22 protein-coding genes are annotated in these 20218 nt (G+C 42.7%); 4 read left to right on the top strand and 18 right to left on the bottom strand.

Annotation, left to right across the window (positions count from 1 at the left end):
* Positions 1-157 precede the first annotated feature (157 nt).
* The gene (locus P8596_RS12555) at positions 158-694 is read right to left on the bottom strand and encodes a ribonuclease H-like YkuK family protein (RefSeq protein WP_224519945.1); all 537 of its coding nucleotides are present in this window, start codon (positions 692-694) and stop codon (positions 158-160) included.
* 206 nt (positions 695-900) lie between these two features.
* Between P8596_RS12555 and P8596_RS12550 the strand changes: the two genes are divergently transcribed.
* A complete protein-coding gene (locus tag P8596_RS12550; protein WP_254651559.1) occupies positions 901-1872 on the top strand; it encodes an LAGLIDADG family homing endonuclease in 972 nt (323 codons plus the stop codon).
* 546 nt (positions 1873-2418) lie between these two features.
* On the opposite strand, the gene P8596_RS12545 is transcribed toward P8596_RS12550, so the two are convergent.
* From P8596_RS12545 to P8596_RS12500, 10 genes are all read right to left on the bottom strand, one after another.
* Positions 2419-2877: a staygreen family protein gene (locus P8596_RS12545; protein ID WP_279724048.1), complete on the bottom strand. Its 459-nt coding sequence runs from the start codon at positions 2875-2877 to the stop codon at positions 2419-2421.
* Between the two features lie 67 nt (positions 2878-2944).
* Positions 2945-3709 carry a YybI family spore inner coat protein gene (locus tag P8596_RS12540; protein ID WP_279724047.1) on the bottom strand — a complete coding sequence of 255 codons (765 nt, stop codon included), beginning with the start codon at positions 3707-3709 and terminating at the stop codon, positions 2945-2947.
* A gap of 138 nt (positions 3710-3847) precedes the next feature.
* Entirely contained in the window at positions 3848-5272 is a 1425-nt protein-coding gene (locus P8596_RS12535) for an alanine/glycine:cation symporter family protein (protein WP_279724046.1), read from the bottom strand.
* Positions 5273-5532: 260 nt separating this feature from the next.
* Positions 5533-7971 carry a DNA topoisomerase IV subunit A gene (gene parC, locus P8596_RS12530; protein ID WP_279724045.1) on the bottom strand — a complete coding sequence of 813 codons (2439 nt, stop codon included), beginning with the start codon at positions 7969-7971 and terminating at the stop codon, positions 5533-5535.
* 3 nt (positions 7972-7974) lie between these two features.
* Positions 7975-9945, bottom strand: coding sequence for a DNA topoisomerase IV subunit B (gene parE, locus P8596_RS12525; RefSeq protein WP_279724044.1), 1971 nt, complete (start codon positions 9943-9945; stop codon positions 7975-7977).
* A 289-nt stretch (positions 9946-10234) separates the two neighbouring features.
* A complete protein-coding gene (locus P8596_RS12520; protein WP_224519949.1) occupies positions 10235-10642 on the bottom strand; it encodes a CoA-binding protein in 408 nt (135 codons plus the stop codon).
* Positions 10643-10844: 202 nt separating this feature from the next.
* The gene (locus P8596_RS12515; RefSeq protein WP_279724043.1) at positions 10845-11744 is read right to left on the bottom strand and encodes an ABC transporter substrate-binding protein; all 900 of its coding nucleotides are present in this window, start codon (positions 11742-11744) and stop codon (positions 10845-10847) included.
* Between the two features lie 24 nt (positions 11745-11768).
* Positions 11769-12425 (bottom strand): ABC transporter permease, encoded by a 657-nt coding sequence (locus P8596_RS12510; RefSeq protein ID WP_224519951.1) that lies wholly within the window; start codon positions 12423-12425, stop codon positions 11769-11771.
* Complete coding sequence (locus tag P8596_RS12505; RefSeq protein ID WP_224519952.1) at positions 12422-13405, bottom strand: ABC transporter ATP-binding protein; 984 nt, start codon at positions 13403-13405, stop codon at positions 12422-12424. Before P8596_RS12505 ends, P8596_RS12510 begins: the two co-directional genes overlap by 4 nt.
* A 173-nt stretch (positions 13406-13578) precedes the next feature.
* The gene (locus P8596_RS12500) at positions 13579-14859 is read right to left on the bottom strand and encodes a purine/pyrimidine permease (RefSeq protein WP_034759276.1); all 1281 of its coding nucleotides are present in this window, start codon (positions 14857-14859) and stop codon (positions 13579-13581) included.
* A 198-nt stretch (positions 14860-15057) separates the two neighbouring features.
* On the opposite strand from P8596_RS12500, the gene plsY reads away from it, so the two are divergent.
* Positions 15058-15642, top strand: a complete 585-nt coding sequence (gene plsY, locus P8596_RS12495) for a glycerol-3-phosphate 1-O-acyltransferase PlsY (RefSeq protein ID WP_224519954.1) — start codon at positions 15058-15060, stop codon at positions 15640-15642.
* Between the two features lie 224 nt (positions 15643-15866).
* Positions 15867-17024, top strand: a complete 1158-nt coding sequence (locus P8596_RS12490; protein ID WP_224519955.1) for a CapA family protein — start codon at positions 15867-15869, stop codon at positions 17022-17024.
* Between the two features lie 64 nt (positions 17025-17088).
* On the opposite strand, the gene P8596_RS12485 is transcribed toward P8596_RS12490, so the two are convergent.
* Positions 17089-17352, bottom strand: coding sequence for a hypothetical protein (locus P8596_RS12485; protein WP_224519956.1), 264 nt, complete (start codon positions 17350-17352; stop codon positions 17089-17091).
* A gap of 120 nt (positions 17353-17472) precedes the next feature.
* Here P8596_RS12485 and P8596_RS12480 point away from each other — a divergent pair, with 120 nt between their 5' ends.
* Positions 17473-17763: a HesB/YadR/YfhF family protein gene (locus P8596_RS12480; protein WP_061809243.1), complete on the top strand. Its 291-nt coding sequence runs from the start codon at positions 17473-17475 to the stop codon at positions 17761-17763.
* Positions 17764-17815: 52 nt separating this feature from the next.
* On the opposite strand, the gene P8596_RS12475 is transcribed toward P8596_RS12480, so the two are convergent.
* The 6 genes from P8596_RS12475 to P8596_RS12450 form a co-directional block, all read right to left on the bottom strand.
* Positions 17816-18121, bottom strand: coding sequence for a hypothetical protein (locus P8596_RS12475; protein WP_279724042.1), 306 nt, complete (start codon positions 18119-18121; stop codon positions 17816-17818).
* Between the two features lie 58 nt (positions 18122-18179).
* Positions 18180-18596: an acyl-CoA thioesterase gene (locus tag P8596_RS12470; RefSeq protein ID WP_034759291.1), complete on the bottom strand. Its 417-nt coding sequence runs from the start codon at positions 18594-18596 to the stop codon at positions 18180-18182.
* A 180-nt stretch (positions 18597-18776) separates the two neighbouring features.
* Positions 18777-19004, bottom strand: a complete 228-nt coding sequence (tlp, locus tag P8596_RS12465) for a small acid-soluble spore protein Tlp (protein ID WP_034759293.1) — start codon at positions 19002-19004, stop codon at positions 18777-18779.
* A gap of 80 nt (positions 19005-19084) precedes the next feature.
* Positions 19085-19228 (bottom strand): acid-soluble spore protein N, encoded by a 144-nt coding sequence (locus P8596_RS12460; protein WP_034759295.1) that lies wholly within the window; start codon positions 19226-19228, stop codon positions 19085-19087.
* A gap of 104 nt (positions 19229-19332) precedes the next feature.
* Positions 19333-19479, bottom strand: a complete 147-nt coding sequence (locus tag P8596_RS12455) for an FbpB family small basic protein (RefSeq protein WP_079532604.1) — start codon at positions 19477-19479, stop codon at positions 19333-19335.
* A gap of 143 nt (positions 19480-19622) precedes the next feature.
* The gene (locus tag P8596_RS12450; RefSeq protein WP_279724041.1) at positions 19623-20210 is read right to left on the bottom strand and encodes a peroxiredoxin family protein; all 588 of its coding nucleotides are present in this window, start codon (positions 20208-20210) and stop codon (positions 19623-19625) included.
* Positions 20211-20218: the final 8 nt, after the last annotated feature.

Below are 20218 nucleotides of genomic sequence, written 5' to 3'. Positions count from 1 at the left end.
AAATGGAACGTATGTTCTTTTTGGGAAGATAAGCATATAGGGTAGAAAACAAGAGATATATGAAGAATTTTAAAGATAATGAAATTCAAAACGCCTGGAAATACTTTTCCAGGCGTTTTGTTATGAGGGTTTGAAGAAGTGAGGGAGGATAGATGGCTCATTTTGTATAACGGTTGGCATAGCTCGAAGCCACGAAAGCATCAGGTTTAATCTTCGGTTCCACACCAGTGGCTTCCATCCTTGAAACCATCTCTTTTACAAACTTACTCGTTTTATTCTGCTTCCCATTTCCGATGTCAATATGCCCCTCCATAGTAAACGAGGCTCCGGCATAAATGTAAGGAAGGACGATATCGATTAACTGAGTTTTTCTTTCCTCAGTAAACAACGAAACAATTTCTTCGGATAATGATAACTCGTATGAGATCCGCTCATGCAATTGCAGCATTCTTCTTGGGATTATCAGTTTTCTTATACATGCCCACACACCTTTTCCTTCATTTAAGATGACAATTCCTGTTATGAAGGTCGTATGTGAGTGATGAACTTGAGAATCAGTCCCAACCATTAATCGATAGTGGCCGTTTGGCTCTGATTGCATGAATTTCACAATATGTTCAAAGACCTGGTCAAATGACATCCCGATTTCCTGTAGATTTTGAAATGAAAAGTGATGATGTTTACCGTTTTTCATCTTTTCAATCACAGCTTTCTTAACCGATTTGTGAGTGTAAGGTGTAGATTTTATCTATATTCTATGATGAGAATTTATTTAGTGTGAGATGATTACCTATGATTATGATTTTACCTAAGTCTATAAATATTTTGAGTTTCTATCTTTGATAATAGAACGTTTGTTCGGTAAAATAGAGGTACATATGAATAAAGGTGGTGCTTTATATGACTAGAAATAAGAAATGCACCCTAGAAAAATCTGAAATTATAAAGATGTATGAAGAAGGTGAAAGAACAGCTGAAATTGCCCGGAGAGCGAATGTATCCGCCCGTTATATCAATTCAGTATTACAAAAGAATAAAGTGGTCAGAAACCCACACGGGAGCTGGAAACGAAAATACAGGGTTAATGAGGATTACTTTAAGACCTGGAGCAACAACATGGCCTATATACTCGGGTTTTTTGCTGCAGACGGGTATATCAGCAGCAGCAATCATACGGTTTGTTTTTCTCAAAAGGATCCCGATATACTAGAGCAGATTCGGGAGGAACTTCAGTCAAATCATCCATTAGTGATGAATAATACGGATGTATATACACTTATTATTGGGAGCAAGGTTATGAAATATGACTTGATGAACCTGCACGGAATGACCAGTGACAAATCAAATGCACTTCAGATACCGGAAATTCCAGAAAAGTATTTGAGTCATTTTGTGAGAGGGTACTTTGATGGGGATGGGAATGTGAACTATGAAGGGTATACGGTAACCTTCGTGGGCAATTCCTTAGGCTTTCTGTTATCTTTGAAGTCAGTATTTGACCTGAGAGGCTTCACAACAAAACTGAAGTTAGTCAGAAATCATTACAGACTATTCATTGTGAGTAGATTATCATTAAAAATGTTTGCTGATTGGATCTACAGAGAAAAAGAAATATATTTAGAACGGAAGTATTCAGAATTTGAAAAGGAATCTTTAGAAGCTACAGAACTTATCAATAAAATCAGTATGGCGAAAACAATTTTAGAAAAAAAGAAGAACTTCTTAGAGTTGTATAGCCATTGTATTGATGTAAATAAAGCATGTAATGGAATTGGAATAGATCTAAAAACATTGGATATATGGTTAAGGAATGATTTAGAATTCGAGGACCAATTCAATCTGATTAAAAAGGTGGTAAGAGACTTCACTTAATAATAGTGAAGTTTTTTTATTTCATTTACTAAGCAGGTGAATTTACGCTAAGCAGGTGAATTTACGCAATGTCATTTTTCTAGTTACCATAATGTAAATTATAGGAACCTAAATAAAATCACTCATTTCAGTCTCGTATCACAAGTATACTGTTTATAATGAGACAGAAGAAAAAATAAGGATGATCAATCATGATTATCTGTAATTTGTTATATCGTTATCAAATGTTTCAATCCTATCAGTAGTTATCTGGCTATAAATCCAAAGCAAGTTATAAAGAATCAATTCTTATCACCATTCAAATGCTATTATCTGACTCTTTAAGTTTCCAATCGAAATATTTAAGCATTCTTGTTATTTTAATGTTCCTTTCCTAATTACTGGATTCTGTCTATTCAGCTACTTTAGTTTACATAATATCGGAGTGACGATTCATACTCCCCATATGATTTTTCGTCCAATAATCGATCACATTTCCTGATTCGATGGTAATTCCCACTATAAAAAAAGCATAAAGAGTCTCTCGGTCCTCTCTATGCTTATGCATTATTTAATGAGATATTGTCTTGGTGTTCCGAAATAAAGCGTTTGCTGATATTCAGGGAATATGGATTCAAAACAGATGATAATGGGTGCATCAAGAAGCCATGGATAATACGTGTAAAAGCCTTTATCCCCGTTTACCATTGCTGCGAGGGCCAGTGGCAGCTCCTTCTTAAAGATCATGAATCGTACATTGGAAAGCTGCTGATCGAATTCCCCCCCACTGATATATACAGTCCCGGTCAGCGTATATTGACCGAGATTCCGTCTCCATTCTCCCAACACTTCGTCCCTCATGGTCATATTGATCTTTTCAAGATCATAGCGGCAGCCGATACTTAAGTATAGTTCGCCTGTCGTATCGGAATGGGTTAACGTGTACTTCCTGTTATCAATGGGATTAAAGACGGACGCAGGCGGCAGATATTGAACCGTTAACTTTTCAGGCTTAAATTCACTCATGCATAAGCCTCCTTTACAGTAATGGGCTTACTACAGAGTATGACGTTTGCCTAGAAACGGTTCTCTTTCAATTTTCTTTCCACTTGATTTTGATCAACTTCCATTCACCTTTTTCATAATACCAATAAGAAGTGGCTGTACCGATACCATCAGCATGGTAGGCACCACTGATTTGCTGATATCCCTTCAGCCCTTTTCCGCGTTTCCCAAGGATTTTGACCGGTTCGAAAAACGCATACGGTCCCACCATTAATTCCATAGGTTCATTTAGATTGCCGTCGGTATAAATTCCCAGTCTTTCGTATTCCTCTTTCCGATCGCTTAAATCCACTGTGTAGGATTGGTTTGTATCCACAAACGTAATGGATGCCTTGTATTGATCTTCAAATTGAGCTTGAATCGTAATGGGCTCAGGCAATCCGATATTGACGAGCTTATTGTCGGCCAATGTATCGAGAGCCATATTGTATAGGCCGCCGCTGCCACCTGTTGCAGCTGAATACAGCATATCCTTAATACCATCATGATTTAGATCGACAAATTGAATTTTCGGTTCATAACCACCCTCATAATCAATCCGGATGTCGCTTCCCTTGGACGTCTTGATATCCGCCCAAATTTGTTTGAGAAACAGGGCATCAGGAGAAAAAGGAATCGCTTTGAGTGTGATCGTATCTTTCTTACCATCACCGGTTACATCTTTTTTATATACTTTTAAAGTCATTTCATTTACTGGTTGTTTTTCCATCGGTTCAGTGGAATAGTTCCCGGCAATGGCATGGAGCGACATAATAAAAAAGGCACCGAATGCAAATAGTAATTCTTTTCTCATGATTCTCTCTCCTCAGTGGAAAATTATTCATCATTATTTTCTCCAGAGAAGGTAATTCTATGTAATCAATATCCATCTTATTATTCCTTTTACATAATAAGAAAAAGACCGGCCCCTATTCAGGCCGGTCCATTCTTGCTATTGTTGTTCTCTTACTTCAGGCTTTGCTTCCCAGCTTTCAATGCCCTTTAACCCACTAATCGAATCAGAGTAGAAAACAGGATCTTTCCCCTGCCTTTTTTGCTCTCTATAATCCCTTAATGCAGCAATGGCAATCTTGGCTAGTAATGTAATGGCAATCAAGTTGATGATGGCCATCAGACCCATGAATAAATCGGCTAAGCTCCATACGATATCGAGTTTCACAACGGCTCCGAATATCACCATGCCAAGAACAGCGATTCGATAGATAAACAGGGAGACCGGACTGTATTTAATGAATTCGATATTGGTTTCCCCGTAATAGTAGTTTCCGATGATTGAACTGAAAGCGAACAGGAATATGGCGACAGCGACAAAGGTATCCGCCCATGCACCCACATGGAAGCTCAAAGCTGCCTGAGTCAGTTGAATGCCATCGATCCCGGTTGTATATTGATCGGATAAGATGATCATGAAGGCAGTTGCCGTACAGATCAGTAACGTATCTGTGAAGACACCCAGCGTTTGGATCAATCCTTGTTTAACAGGGTGCGTAACCCCTGCAGAAGCCGCTGCGTTAGGTGCACTACCCATACCCGCTTCATTCGAGAATAATCCACGCTTGATTCCCATCATGATGGCTGCTCCTACTCCGCCGCTTGCTACTTCTCGAATACCGAATGCATTCTCAAAGATGACCACAAACATGTCTGGAAGCATGGTGATGTTGGTGACCAGAATATAGAAAGCAAGGATCAGATAAAGAACGGCCATGATCGGAACGACGATTTGAGTGACACTCGCGATCCGCTTGACACCACCGAAAATGACGAGTGCAGTTAGCACTGCCAGAATGATGCCGACTGTCATTCGATCGAATGAATAGGCTTCTTCCATAGCAAGTGATATGGTATTGGATTGGACAGAGTTAAATACAAGACCAAAACAGAAGGTGATGATGATGGCAAACAGAATCCCCATCCAACGAGCATTTAGTCCTTTTTCCATGTAGTAAGCAGGCCCACCACGATAACCGTCCTTTCCGTCTTTCACTTTGTAGATCTGAGCGAGTGTACTTTCCACGAAACTGGTTGCTCCACCGAGTAAGGCGATCAGCCACATCCAGAACACAGCTCCTGGCCCTCCGCCTGCGATCGCTGTTGCCACACCGGCAAGGTTACCGGTACCGACTCGCGAAGCCGTACTGATGGTGAATGCCTGGAAAGAAGAAATCCCTCGTTTTCCTTCTGAAGAAATGGTCGTTTTATCCGTTAATAGTCTCCCCATTTCTCCTAAATAACGGAACTGTGCGAATCGTGTGCGTAGCGAGAAATATAATCCGAGTCCGATTAATGCCACGATTAGTATGTATGACCACATATAATCATTCAAGGTGCCTACGATACTTGTTAATAACTCCATAAATGTTCCCCCTAGTTGTTTTATTTTTACAAATAATGGTTGGGCCATTGTATGTTTACCCATTCAGACATTGTTTTAATCTATCAAAAAAAAGGTTTTTCTTCAACAGATAGATTCATATTTTTGAAATAATATGAATTGTAGTACAATCCAATACCGGCATTGTACTACAATATTGAATGAATATACATTCAATATTCATCCTTACCCTTATGATGGAAAAAAGCGACCAGAAATAATTCTGGTCGCTTTTTGAATGTCTATTCTTTTACTTCGGATGTACGGGATTCTGCCCAGGTTTCACAAACGGAGCCGCTCTCCCCTTCATCAATCACAAATGAACCATTTGAATAGCGGTCATTTGGTCGAAGGTCTGAAACATTTACCTCTTCTGCTTTCCCTTTAGTTGTTAGTAGCCCTACTTTATCTGTATCTTTCACTGCTTCTATGCTCACTACACGATGAGGATTGGATTTCAATTCCCGAAGCATAATGACTCCGCGTTTAGCACGTGACGTTTTTTCGAATTCCGCCAGTTTCATTTTCTTCACGGCCCCACGCTGCGTAGCCAGGAAAATGAAGTCTTTCGCTGGGTCTCTTATGATCTTACCGGATACGACAAAGTCGTCATCCTTGAGGTTGACCCCTTTCACTCCCGCTGCCCTTGGTCCGACGATGTTCACATCTTCTTCTGCGAACCAAAGGCCGTAGCTTAAGTGCGTGGCAATGAAAACATCATGTGATCCATCTGTTATATGGACATCAACGAGCTCATCGTCACCTTTAAGATTGATTCCCACCAGCGGACGGGAATATCGTTGTGCTTTATATTGAGGCAGCTCTGACCTCTTGATCATACCGTTCTTGGTGACAAACAGTAAGTAGTGCGACGGATCAAATTCCTTAATCGGAATCGCTTTAAGAACCTGCTCATCCCGGTCGATCGGGACAATATTCCCTACATGCTGACCTAGATCCTTCCATCTGATATCCGGAAGCTCATGGACAGGGCAATAAATATAGTTCCCTTTGTTTGTAAATACGAGAAGGACATCTGTCGTATTCATTTCATATTGTCCCAGGAGCCTGTCTGTTTCTTTCATGGCAAGATCCTGACCATTCGATGCAGAATAAGAACGAAGGCTGGTTCGTTTCATATATCCATCCCGGGTCACGGTGACCATGACATCTTCACTGGCAATCAGCACTTCCAGATTGATTTTGATTTCTTCGATTTTTTCCTCGATTTGAGTTCGTCTGGAGTCAGCAAATTGCTTTTTGATGGCTTTTAGTTCTTTTTTGATCACACTGTAAAGTTTGCTTTCACTTTCCAGTATTGCCGTAAGTTCTTCGATCGTTTTCGCCAATTCTTCCGCTTCTGCTTGAAGGGCGGTAATGTCTGTATTCGTCAAACGATAAAGCTGCAAGCTGACTATCGCTTCAGACTGTGCTTCTGTAAACTGGAACTTCTGAATTAAGTTATCCTTTGCATCACGCTTATCCTTTGAAGCCCGGATAGTTGCAATCACCTGATCCAATATAGACAGTGCTTTCATAAGACCTTCAACGATATGCTGGCGGTCCTTTGCTTTAGTTAGATCATGCCTGGTCCGGTTGGTCACCACTTCTTTTTGATGCTGTATGTAAGCATCGAGCAGTTCACGTAATCCCATCAACTTAGGACGTCTATTATGTATGGCAACCATATTGAAGTTATAGGTGATTTGAAGATCACTGTTTTTATACAGGTAGTTTAAGACACCTGATGCATCCGCATCTTTTTTCAGTTCAATGACGATGCGCATCCCATCGCGATCCGTTTCATCGCGGACTTCTGCAATCCCTTCCACTTTTCGGTCCACACGGAATTCATCCATCTTTTTGACGAGATTGGCTTTATTGATTTCATAAGGGATTTCCGTAATGACGATCTGTTGTTTGCTGCCACGGATATTTTCGATATCTGCTTTCCCTCTGACGACAACCTTTCCTTTTCCGGTTTCATAGGCTTTCCGGATGCCATCAACCCCTTGGATGATGCCCCCTGTCGGGAAGTCCGGTCCTTTTAAGACCGTCATAAGGTCATCGACTGTACTCTCAGGCTTGACCATCCGCATGATGGCTGCATCAATCACTTCACCGAGGTGATGAGGCGGGATATCCGTTGCATAACCTGCCGAAATACCGGTGGAACCGTTGACGAGTAAGTTCGGGAACCGTGACGGCAAAACAGTCGGTTCACTTGATGTATCATCGAAGTTCGGAACAAACTCCACGGTTTTTTTATCGATGTCACGAAGAAGCTCCATGGATATCGCAGAAAGACGGGCTTCAGTGTAACGCATCGCTGCCGGCGGATCTCCGTCCACGCTCCCGTTGTTCCCATGCATTTCAACCAGGTAGTTACGTACCTTCCACGTTTGACTCATCCGTACCATGGCATCATACACAGATGTATCACCATGGGGATGATAGTTACCAATAACGTTACCGACGGTTTTCGCTGATTTCCGGAACCCTTTCTCCTGAGTGTTCCCATCCACATACATGGCGTAAAGAATACGCCTTTGTACCGGTTTCAATCCATCACGTGCATCCGGTAAAGCACGCTCCTGGATGATGTATTTACTATAACGTCCAAATCGGTCGCCAAGCACCTCTTCCAGAGGTAAGTCTTGATATCTTTCTACAGTTGTCATTGATTACCCCTCCTCTCGGACCGTAATGTTTTCGTTTTCGAGAATGCTTCCGTCTTCTTCCAATCCAAAGGCTACATTGCTTTCAATCCATTTACGGCGAGGTTCTACTTTGTCACCCATAAGAGTGGTCACACGGCGTTCTGCTCGTGCAGCATCATCAATGCGTACCCGGATCAACGCCCGTGTTTCGGGGTCCATCGTCGTCTCCCACAGTTGATCTGCGTTCATCTCTCCAAGACCTTTATAACGCTGGATCATATATCCTTTACCCACTTTGGAGATGGCCCCTTGAAGCTCATCATCCGTCCATGCATATTCAAGTTTCTGTTTCTTTCCGGTTCCCTTGCTCACTTTGTACAGGGGTGGAAGGGCGATATACACTTTTCCTGCTTCTAACAATGGTTTCATATACCGGTAAAAGAAGGTCAGTAAGAGTACCTGTATATGCGCTCCATCCGTGTCCGCATCGGTCATGATGACAATCTTGTCATAATTGATGTCGTCCACATTGAATTCAGGACCGACTCCACCGCCTATGGCATGGATGATCGTGTTGATTTCTTCATTTTTGAAGATGTCCTGAAGTTTGGCTTTTTCCGTATTGATGACTTTTCCCCGAAGTGGAAGAATCGCCTGGAATTTGCGGTCGCGTCCTTGTTTTGCAGAACCTCCTGCTGAATCTCCCTCTACCAGATAAAGTTCGTTACGCTGGGGGTTTCTGGATTGGGCCGGTGTTAACTTACCGGATAGGACGGTTTCAGAACGCTTCCGCTTCTTTCCATTTCGTGCATCTTCCCTTGCTTTACGTGCCGCTTCACGGGCCTGGGCCGCTTTAATGGATTTCTTGATAAGAAGGGAACTCGTATCAGGGTTCTCTTCTAAGAAATAGAGAAGATGTTCTGACACGACTGCATCAACGGCTGATCGTGCTTCGCTTGTCCCCAGTTTCCCTTTTGTCTGCCCTTCGAATTGAAGAAGATGTTCTGGTATACGTACAGAAACGATACTCGCCAGTCCTTCACGAATGTCGGTCCCTTCAAGATTTTTATCCCTGTCCTTTAAAATCCCCGCTTTACGGGCGTACTCATTAAAGACACGGGTCATGGCCGTCTTCGCGCCGGCTTCGTGGGTTCCTCCGTCTTTAGTACGGACATTGTTTACAAAGGATAATATGTTCTCTGAAAATCCATCATTGAATTGAAAAGAAAACTCCACTTCAATCGTATGATGTTCCCCTTCAAAGAAGGCTACGTTATGAAGGACGTCTTTTTCTTCGTTCAAGTATTGAACAAATGCCTGGATCCCGCTTTCGAAATGAAAGACTTCTTTCTGATCATGACGTTCATCAATGATTTCGATTTTTAACCCTTTTAACAGGAATGCAGATTCCCGCAGGCGTTCACATAGTGTTTCGTAATTATAAGTGGTATTACTGAAAATCTCGGGATCGGGTTTGAAATGGATACATGTGCCTGATTTTTTGGTCTTTCCGATCTTTTCGAGGGTGGTTTCAGGCTTACCGCCATTAGTGAAACGCTGTTCATATTTCATGCCATCCCGTTCGATCGTGACGACAAGCCACTCGGACAGTGCATTTACAACAGAAGCCCCTACACCATGGAGTCCACCACTTGTTTTATAGCCTCCCTGCCCGAATTTCCCTCCTGCATGAAGAACAGTCAGAATAACTTCAGGTGTCGGCTTCCCGAGCTTATGCATTCCTGTCGGCATACCCCGGCCTTTATCTTGTACTGAAATGCTATTATCTTTATGTATCGTAACAATAATCTCATTCCCGAAGCCTGCTAATGCTTCATCCACTGAGTTATCGACAATTTCGTATACTAAATGATGCAAGCCTCTTGAATCGGTAGAGCCTATATACATACCAGGTCTCTTACGAACGGCTTCTAAGCCTTCTAATACTTGAATGGCATCATCATTGTAATCCATGGTCTTATTCTGGTTGGCCACGAACATTCCCCTTTCAAAACTTCTCTAACCGTAATAGTGTGGTTCTTGTAAGCTATTATTGGTTATGTCTCTATTAACTATAACACAAGAACATCTGTTCGTTTACCTGTTTTGATCAATCTCTAAGGTAAACCACTATTGCTTATTGTAGCGTTTTATTTGATTTTCGCAAATGGATTTTCCGTGAACCCCTTAAAATATGTCCTGTTTCCACAGGATTATTCCCATTGTCAATGTGAGGTCTGGACGAAAAAAACAAGCGGTCAGAGCCGCTTGTTACGAGTGAGGATTATTTGGTTAAAGCATGTTCAACCTTAATACAGCGATCCATAATGACTGTATACCCACGTTCCTTTAAAAAGCGATATGCCTCTTCATTCATGACACCAAGTTGCGCCCAAAATACGTTTGAATCGATCTGGTCGAATTCTTCCGCGATTTCAGGTAAAAATTCTGAGCGGCGAAATACATTGACGATATCAACAGGTCCTTCGATCTCCTTCAGGGTGGATACAGCCTTTACACCCAATGCCGACTCGATGGTAGGGTTAACGGGAATGATCTCATATCCCTGGTCCTGCATGGCTTTAGACACCATATAGGATGTCCGTTCAGGATTATCACTTAAACCAATGACGGCGATGCGTTTTGATTGTTTCAGGATGTTTCCAATTTCTTGTCGTGATGGATTTTCCATGGTTGTTTACCACTCCTTCATTGATCCTTAACGATAAATGCTTGCACTGTTTCTTAAGTCCTATTCTTCTTTTATACCATATTTCCCTTTAATTTTTCAAAATTTTATAAAATTATCTAAATAAAAGGAAGTGTCAAGAGAAAGGTCAGGGAGCGTTTTTGCCATCCCTGCACCTTCTTCCCCATTGACACTCCCGTTTTACTTACTTATTGATCAAGCCTTTGGATATTAGGAATTCACGTGCGACATCTTTGGGATCTTGTTTATCCATATCCACTTTAGCATTCATTTCGCTCATTTCTTCTTCCGAGATTTTGCCTGATAATTCATTCAACACTTTCTTTACTTCAGGATGCTCTTTCAGTACTTCTTGACGAATGATCGGCGCAGCATCGTATGGTGGGAAGAATCCTTTATCATCTTCTGTCGTTTTTAACTTATAACGCTGAATCCGTCCATCGGTTGTAAAAGCAGGAATAATGTCAACATCCCCGTTCTTAACGGCTTCATACATAATGTTCGGGTCAAAGCTTTTCTTTTCTTTGAATTCGAATCCATATGCTTCACTGAAGGCATCGTATCCGTCCCCTTCGCGTTCATAGAACTGGTGGGGTGCACCGAAGCTCAAGTCTTTGGAAAGTGGCACGATATCTGAGAAAGTCTTTGCATCGAAGTCCTGATCCCCGGTATAAGCAAGCGTATACGTATTTTCAAAGCCAAGTGGCTTCAACCAGGTGACATCGAACTTTTTCTCATAGCCTTTACGCACTTGTGAAAGGATTTCATCTGCTGAAGCGCCTTCTTTTGCTTGTTCTTTCAAGACCGCTTCAAGGCCGGTACCTGTATATTCCACATAGACATCAATGTCGCCTTTTTCAAGGGCTGGTGTGAGAATCGATACTTCCCCTAACCCTTCTTCGACTTTTATATCAAGATCTGTCTTTTCTTTGAGAAGTTCAGCCATCATTTGCGTAAGGATGAACTGCTCTGTCCACATCTTTCCTGAAACGGTGATGGTATCTTTATCCCCGCCATTTCCGCACCCTGCGATGAGGATGGATAATACAGTGAGTATGATAAAACCTTGTAATTTCTTTTTCATTCTTACTCTCCTTTGGATATTGCTTTATTTTCGTGCTTTCAGTCCTTTAGGTGTGGTCAATTTCTCCAGGATTTTTAATATGAAATCAAAACCTAATGCAAGGAGTGCCGCTGGGATGGCCCCGGCAAGGACCAGTGCATTATTCCATGTGGAAAGTCCTCGGTAGATAAGGTCTCCAAGTCCCCCTGCACCTACAAAGGTGGCAAGTGTGGCGACCCCTACTGTCAGTACGGTAGCAGTGCGGATCCCTGCCATGATAAACGGCAGGGCAAGCGGCAGCTCCACTTTGAATAACAGCTGGGAGTTGGTCATCCCCATTCCTCTACCTGCCTCGATCACGCCTTCATCCACCCCGATTATGCCTGTGTATGTGTTCCTCAGGATCGGAAGAAGTGCGTAAACCGTCAGGGCAATGATCGCTGTGATACTGCCCGTACCAAGGAGGGGAATAAGAAATCCGAAAAGGGCAAGACTTGGTATGGTTTGAAAAACAGCTGTGATCCCGATGAAAAATTCGGCCGATTGCTTCTTTCGTGATATGTAAATACCCAGAGGCAGGGATATCGCAATCGCAATAAAAATCGACACAAAAGATAAATAAAGATGTTCAAATAATCCTGTTAAGATAGCATCCGACCGGTTTGAAATGGTTTGGATGAACAGGAGGGAAAATGTATTCATACAGAACTCGCCTCCTTATTTCCTTCTGAGGCGACATTCTTAAGAATGTCACTGGATGTAACGGTCCCGATCTTCCTGTCGTCTTTTATCACCATAAGATATGGTTTACCGGATGACAGGAGCAGCCTTGCCGCTTCATGGATGGAGGCATCAAATGGTATCAATGAGTATTCCTGTTCCTCAAGGAGGACGTGGAAATGCCTCTCATCATCCCTCATGATGTCAGATACCTTTTTATGCCGCTTATGAACGCTCAGTCGGTTTTCACCGATGAAGGCGCGTACGAATTCATTGGCGGGTTCTGATAGAAGGTCAGCGGGTGCTGCGATCTGTTCGATTTTACCATCACGCATGACAGCAATCACATCCGCGATTTTTAATGCCTCATCAATATCATGAGTGACGAACACAATGGTTTTATGTATCGTATTTTGAATGCTTTTCAGTTCATCCTGGAGCTGTTCCCTGCTGATCGGGTCCAGGGCGCTGAATGGTTCATCCATGAGGATGATCGGTGGTTCCGCTGCAAGGGCACGTATCACCCCGACCCGCTGCTGCTGTCCACCGCTCAATTCGAGTGGATACCTTTTCTTGTATACTTCGGGTTCAAGGCCAACGAGATGAAGAAGCTCATTGACTCTTCCTTCATATTTTTCCTTCTTCCATCCTTTTAGACGGGGGATGAGACTGATGTTTTCTTCAATCGTCATATGAGGCAGAAGTCCGATCCGCTGAATGACATACCCGATGTTCCGCCTGAGCTCCACTTCATCCGTTTCTGAAATGTCCCTTCCATCAATCCGGATGGTACCCCCTGATGGTGCTATCAGTTTATTGATCATCTTCATCGTTGTCGTTTTCCCGCATCCGCTCGGACCGATCAACGCAACAAGCTTTCCTTTTGGAATCGTGAGGTCGATGCCCTTAATGGCTTCTGTCCCATCCTCGTAGACTTTCGTGACATTTTGGAATTCAATCATTTTTACACCTGCTTTATGTACTGAGAAATTTTACTAAACATAGAAGGGATACCCTCATTATACAAAAGGTAAACATGTTGTAAAAGAAAATGCCCTTGTCCCCATTAGTTTGTGATGAATGGGGCTTGGGCATACAGCTTACTTCCTTTTCAAAAGATAAAAAGTCCAGCACACTATCGGTTGCTGGACTTTTTGATGATGTATTGTTCCACTAGGATTGCTGTTATCGTCCCCAGTATCAATCCATTATTCAAAATGGAAGCAACGACGACCGGCATGTCCTTGAAGGCCGCTGCCGGAACAAACATGGCTCCGACCCCGACAATGAGTGAGATCCCCGCTACAAAGTGGATTCTTTCTATGTCTTCCTCTTTACGGTATTCGGATAGTGCGAGTCCGACCATCTTGATGAAAATGACCGTCGTCACGGCATACCCTACAGGTGCAGGGAGACTGGCGAACAGATTCATGATCTTTGGAATCAGGCTGATGACCATGATGATCCCGCTGCCTATGATGAAGGGGATGATGGAATACATTCGTGTCGCTGCGACAAAGCCTGCAGACCCCGAAATGGGAACTGAGCCGATAGCAGAAAACACTCCCCCGAACAGCTGATTCAGCCCTGATGCGAACCCGCTCTTCGTATACCGTCCATATGTAGGCTGTCCCTTTGCTCTCATCACCTCTTCCATCACCCGGATGGAAGCGATCATATTCGTCGTTAACAGGAAGGTGATGAAAATGGAAGTCACGATGACACCCGTATCAAACACTGGTGCCCCGAATACGAACACATGAGGTAAAGAAAACCAGCTGTCTGAAACGGAAGTACTCTCAGAAAGCCCCATGATGATGAATATGAGCCATCCTGCGATCAAGGCAAGAATGATGGAATATTGTTGGATCCACTTTACCTTATGGCTTGAAAAGTATAAGGCTGCAAGGATCGTCAGAATACTTCCCAGTAGGACTAGAGGATCCATTGATTGTCCTTCATGCTGGATGCCGAACATCCCTTTAATGAAAGATCCGCTTAATTGCAGAATTAATAGCATCAAATAAATGAACGTAATGGTTGGAGTGAATAAAGAGGATAACCGTTTTAAAAGTCCTGTGGAAGAGAGAATGAAAAAAATCACCCCACTGACGATCATCCCCCCCTGCAGTACAGTCAGAACTTCTTCATGACTGCTGTAAAGAGTTCCGGAAAACCCTGCATAAATGGCAAAAACGCCCCACCACAGTCCTGCAGGCCCTTCATTGATCGGAAGTTTATGACCAAAGAGTGCCTGGATCAGGCTCGCGAGTCCCAAAACGAATATGGTCCGCTGAATGAATCCGGCTGTATCGGCAGGAGACAATTGGAACAAGTCAGCAATCGCGATGGGTGCCGCGATGGATCCCGCCACCATGAAGGCCACCCATTGAAAAGCTGATAAAAGTATTTGCATCTGTGTACACCTTCATTTCAACTATGTAAAGTGTGTTCATTTTACCATACTTCGTCTCATAAGATGACGGTGAAGGAGGAATTTTAAGTTATAATATCTACTTTTATGAACAGGTACTAATTTTTTCGCTTATTTTCTCCCCATTGGAGGGAAAACATGTTAAAATAAGAACGGATTAGTTATTTCAAAGGAGCAGTGATGATGATTTTTGCCCTTATACTCATACTTTCTTATTTACTGGGTTCCATTCCATCAGGTTTACTGATCGGTAAGACCTTCTACGGCAAAGATATCCGTGAACATGGGAGCGGAAACCTTGGGGGAACGAACACGTTCAGGACCCTGGGTGTGAAAGCCGGTATGATTGTGACGATCATGGATATTCTTAAAGGGACCCTGGCCACTTTGCTGCCATTGATGTTTGCAAGTGACGTACATATGCTGCTTGCAGGGGTATTCGCCGTCATCGGTCATATGTATCCCGTTTTCGCAAACTTCAGGGGAGGAAAAGCAGTTGCAACCTCTGCTGGTGTCCTTCTGGGATACAATTACATTCTTTTCTTAATCTTACTGGCTGTCTTTTTTATTTGCTTGTATGCAACGAAATATGTGTCCCTATCCTCTATGATTGCAGCGGTACTGGCCTTTGCGTACTCGGTCTTCACTGGCGATATTCCACTCATCATTGTTGTGGGCATCCTGACCATCTTTGTCATCTACAGACACAGGGCAAATATTGTCCGGATCAAAAATAAAACCGAACCGAAAATTAAATGGCTTTAGCGAAAAAGCAACCTTGCACGGGCTACCGGACTCTCGGATACCTTTGCATAGGTGGCTTTTTTTAGTGTGACGTACCAGGTATACACATTCTCTCATTTGAGAAAGATGATGAATAAAAACCGTGTCCAAAAAATGATAATATTCTTCAGAATTCTCTAAATTTCTCCCCATTTCTACTTCTTTTTTTGTAAAATGGAAGTAGAGCATAATAAAGGATGATGAATATGAATAAAAAGCGAATAATGACAGGGATGATTCTCTGTATTCCATTCCTGCTGATGATCGGTTTCCTGCTAAACAGGCAGTATGCCGACTGGAATACCACAACAAAAGGAGTAGAAGCAACTTCCCTCCTTCATGCAACCAGAGAGGTGCAGGCATCGGGCAAATCGATCAAAGCCAATGCTTCCATCGCTGCAATCGGGGATATCCTCATTCATGATACCGTCTATAATGACGCAAAGAAACAAAATGGATATGATTTTACACCGATGTTCTCTCCCATTAAGGATATGCTTTCTGCACCGGATTTTCTGATTGCCAACCAGGAATCAACCCCGGGTGGTGTGGAGCTTGGCGTTTCAAGCTACCCTCTATTCAACAGTCCGCAGGAAGTGGTTAAAACACTCCAGGAGGTTGGAGTGGATGCTGTGACCACCGCCAATAATCATTCGTTGGATCAGGGCGAAGAAGGTCTATTGAATGCGATTGATTACTATGGGGAGATATCGATGCCGTATGTCGGGTCATTTAAAAGCCCGGAAGACCAAAGCCGGATCCGTACATTTAATGTGAATGGAATCAAATTTGCCCTTCTTTCTTATACGTATGGGACAAATGGGATTCCTGTCCCTGAAGGAAAAGAGTATTTGGTTAATGTAATAGACGAACAAAAAATGATCGGGGAAATCCGGAAAGCCAAAAATTTGGACGTTGATTTAGTGGTCATGAGCCTTCACTGGGGAAATGAATACCAACGATTCCCTACGGAGGAACAGCAAAGACTTGCCAAGGTGCTGACGAATAATGGGGTCGACATCATTTTCGGACACCATCCACATGTCCTGCAGCCGATCCAAACCTATAAAACGAGTGATGGACGGGAAGCGGTTGTCATTTATTCTCTTGGGAATTTTCTTTCCGGTCAAAAGGATGATTTCAAGGATATCGGTGGCATGGTGACGGTTCAGGTTGAGAAAACAATGAATCCGACGGGTTCCAAAATCAACTTCCCTTCCATTGGATTCCAACCTACGTTTGTGTCAGAGAATCATTATAAAAACTACCGCATCTACCCTCTCGATTTTGCCAGGAAAAATGGCATGATTGCCTATACGGAAGAAGAAATGGTATCCCATATGGTGAACGGGGTGCCGGAATAGCTGGCAGGTTTATGTATGAACGGAAAGAACGAGCTTCCTTATGCTCATAAGGAAGCTCGTTCTTTTAATGTCCACCGAATATCATTGAATTGAAAAATATGCCAGCTAGAGCCACAATAGCCAACAAAGTATTAGCCACCAAGAACGTTTTACGGGTACCCTTAAAGTACAGAGTCACCATTCCATAATAAATGACTGCAGCAATGACAATAAAGGTCCCTGCTTCGATCTGATATTTGGCTTCATGCAATTGTAATAGGGTTAAAATACTTAATCCGGCAAAGATAAAGGCACCAATGTAATATAATAATGTTTGTGTTTTCATCATTCTCACCCTTCGTACGTATTAGTAGATGTTCCTGCTTCATTATGTTTATAATAGGAAATGAAACTTTCTTTGTCCAGGATCACTCTGGAAAAATACCAAGTAGAGAAAGGAGTCTCACCAATGAACATACATATTTCAGAAGAAGCTCTTACGTGGTTTAAAGACGAGATGCTTGTGGAGGAAGGAGAACAAGTCCGTTTTTATGTACGATATGGAGGTTCCAGTCCTCTCCACGATGGTTTTTCATTAGGAGTGAACAAAGACGAACCAGTGGATGCTGGTGAACGGATCGAAATCGACAAACGGGAATTTTTTATAGAAGAAGGAGATTTATGGTTCTTTGATGGTCATGATTTATACGTTGAGTTTGATGAAAAGCTTCAAGAACCATCATATGAGTACAAGAAATAAGGAATGAATTTAGGCTGGCATATGCCAGCCTTTCTACTTTAGGGTCTGCCCCTTACCTTTTTACAAAACGGGAAATATGGTCCTGAAGGCCTTCCTTCATCAAGATTTCATATTGAATATCCCCTAACAAATCAAAATGTGGAAAGCCGTCTTTCCTTTGATGGATCCATTCCTTTTTCAAGCCATACTTCTGTCCCCAACGGGATAATGCATCAATGTTACAGCAGCCTACTTTCGTTACAGAGCGCACATCGGGAAATCGTTCATCCAGCCAGTAGTGGGTAAGGAAGGCAATCTGCCCATTCCTCACCTGTTGTTTCCATCCGTTTAGTTCTTGTTTGGTTAATCCGAAAGCCATGGCCCTCTTCCTTTCCCACTTTAAAAAAGTTCTCCGTAAAATCCACTGTATGTAATCCTTATTTTTTTGCCTTTTCATAGGCGTCGTGCCAATCCGGGAACATCTTCCGAATGGAAATCGGGCGGAAATTCTCTTGCTTGACGCATACATGTTTCGACTGCCCGGTAATGGCCAGCTGGTTCTGTCCGTTATAAATTTCGTAAGCATATGTAATCCTGAGGCCATCATATTCTTCTACCCATGTTTTAATAAATGCTTTTTCGCCGTAGCGAACAGGTGACTTATAGCTTACATTCAGGTCAATGACCGGAGAAAGAATTCCTTCTTTTTCGATATCCGCATATCTGAAGCCCAGATCTTCAATCAATTGTGTACGACCAAGCTCCATCCAAACAAGGTAGTTCGCATGATAAACAACCCCCATTTGATCCGTCTCGGCATAACGCACTTCAATCGTTTTTTCTGCAATTTGCATTCCTTACACCCTCTTCATCTAATCAGTATCCTATCCCATTTTATCATACAAGCCACAGGCATAGAATTAATCGGCTCGAACGAAAGTCAGATAGGTGAGGACAAAGTGGCAATGAACATCATGACCCGGACAGAAAGGTATATAAGCACCTTTCTGTCCGGGTCATTGAAACTTTATCCTTTATTGCTTTGTTTGATTCGCTTCATCTTTTATTTCATTACGGAAAGCCTCTAGACTCTCGCGGCGGCGTTCATTCTTTGCCTGTATGGACTGAAGCTGCTCTTCACTGTCCGTACAGGCCATCGACTCTTCAGCCCGGTCCATATTCTCAATCGTATGCTGAACCATACCCTGAAGCTTCTCTACATTATCACTGCGATCATCCGGATTCGGTTTATCCCATGCCATCCTGCATTCCTCCTGTGCCTAATAGTATGAGTAGTATGAGGGACGGACCTCTATGGCTGCTCCCTCTTCAAGCTGGTGAATTATTCACCCTTCGTTTGAATCACTTGTGCATGCTTACCTGATTTATCCTGCATTTGTTTCCCTTTGTTGCCTCCAGCTGACCTCGATTGTGTCCCGATATGGTTAGGTGCGAAGTGATTCGGACTTCCCTTTGAATTACTCATAAATATCCCCCCTTACTAATATGATTACCAAAATGACAAGGAAGAATAGGCGTAATAATTGGCAGTAATAATGTCAGGGCAAAAAAAATAAGCCTCGTAATTTCTTACTCGGCTTTGCTTACTGGACGCTTTATTTCAAGTCTTGCATCAATGCGCTCTTCAATGGCATCAATGGCATCCTGATCCAACAGAAGCTGTTGTTTGTTCTCTTTCACCAGATCTGCAAATGATTTTTTGCGTGGTCTGCGCAATACAATCCCCTCGCTCTCTATTGTGGTTTGTATAAATAGTATATCCAAATGTCAGATATTTTAAACAAAGGTCACAATTGAGAGTGGGGATTGATTGGGGGCTGGCATGAGATAAGCGGTTCCAATGATTAGAGGTCCGTCCCTCACTTAATCAGTGCTGTGAGGGAATCAATATTGGTGATTGCCCCGATTTGTTTGTGGGTGATGATGCCTTTTTCGTTGATGACGAACGTGGTGGGGACGGTCAGGATGTCATAGGCATTATTGATTTTGTCATCATTGTCCAATAGGATCGGGAATGAGAGTCCCAGTGATTTCTGGTATTCCTTGACGTTGTATTGTGGATCGATGTTGATGGCAAGGACTTCAACATCCTTCCCGTATTTCGTATAAAACTCCTGTATGACAGGCATTTCTTCTTTGCAGGGAGGACACCATGTAGCCCAGAAGTTTACAATCACTTTCTTTCCCTTCAGTTCAGATAAGGTAATCGATTTACCATCCAAGGTATCCAGCTTAAAGTCAATGGCTCGTTCCCCGACATTCGGTCCAGGTACATTTTCCACTGGAGTGGTTTCAGAAACCTCTCCTTCTTCAATGTCGATTAATTGGTCGTAAGCCTCGGCTTGTTGAAACGAGCTTTTTGATAATGATGAGGGGTCGGATTTATTCTCAATATAGAATGAGAAGACTAATAAGGTGACAAGTAAAACGCCAAATACGGATTTCAAAGGAGTGC

The sequence above is a fragment of the Rossellomorea sp. DA94 genome (assembly GCF_029834455.1).
Taxonomy (GTDB): domain Bacteria; phylum Bacillota; class Bacilli; order Bacillales; family Bacillaceae_B; genus Rossellomorea; species Rossellomorea vietnamensis.
This window is presented reverse-complemented; position numbering and strand designations above follow the sequence as displayed.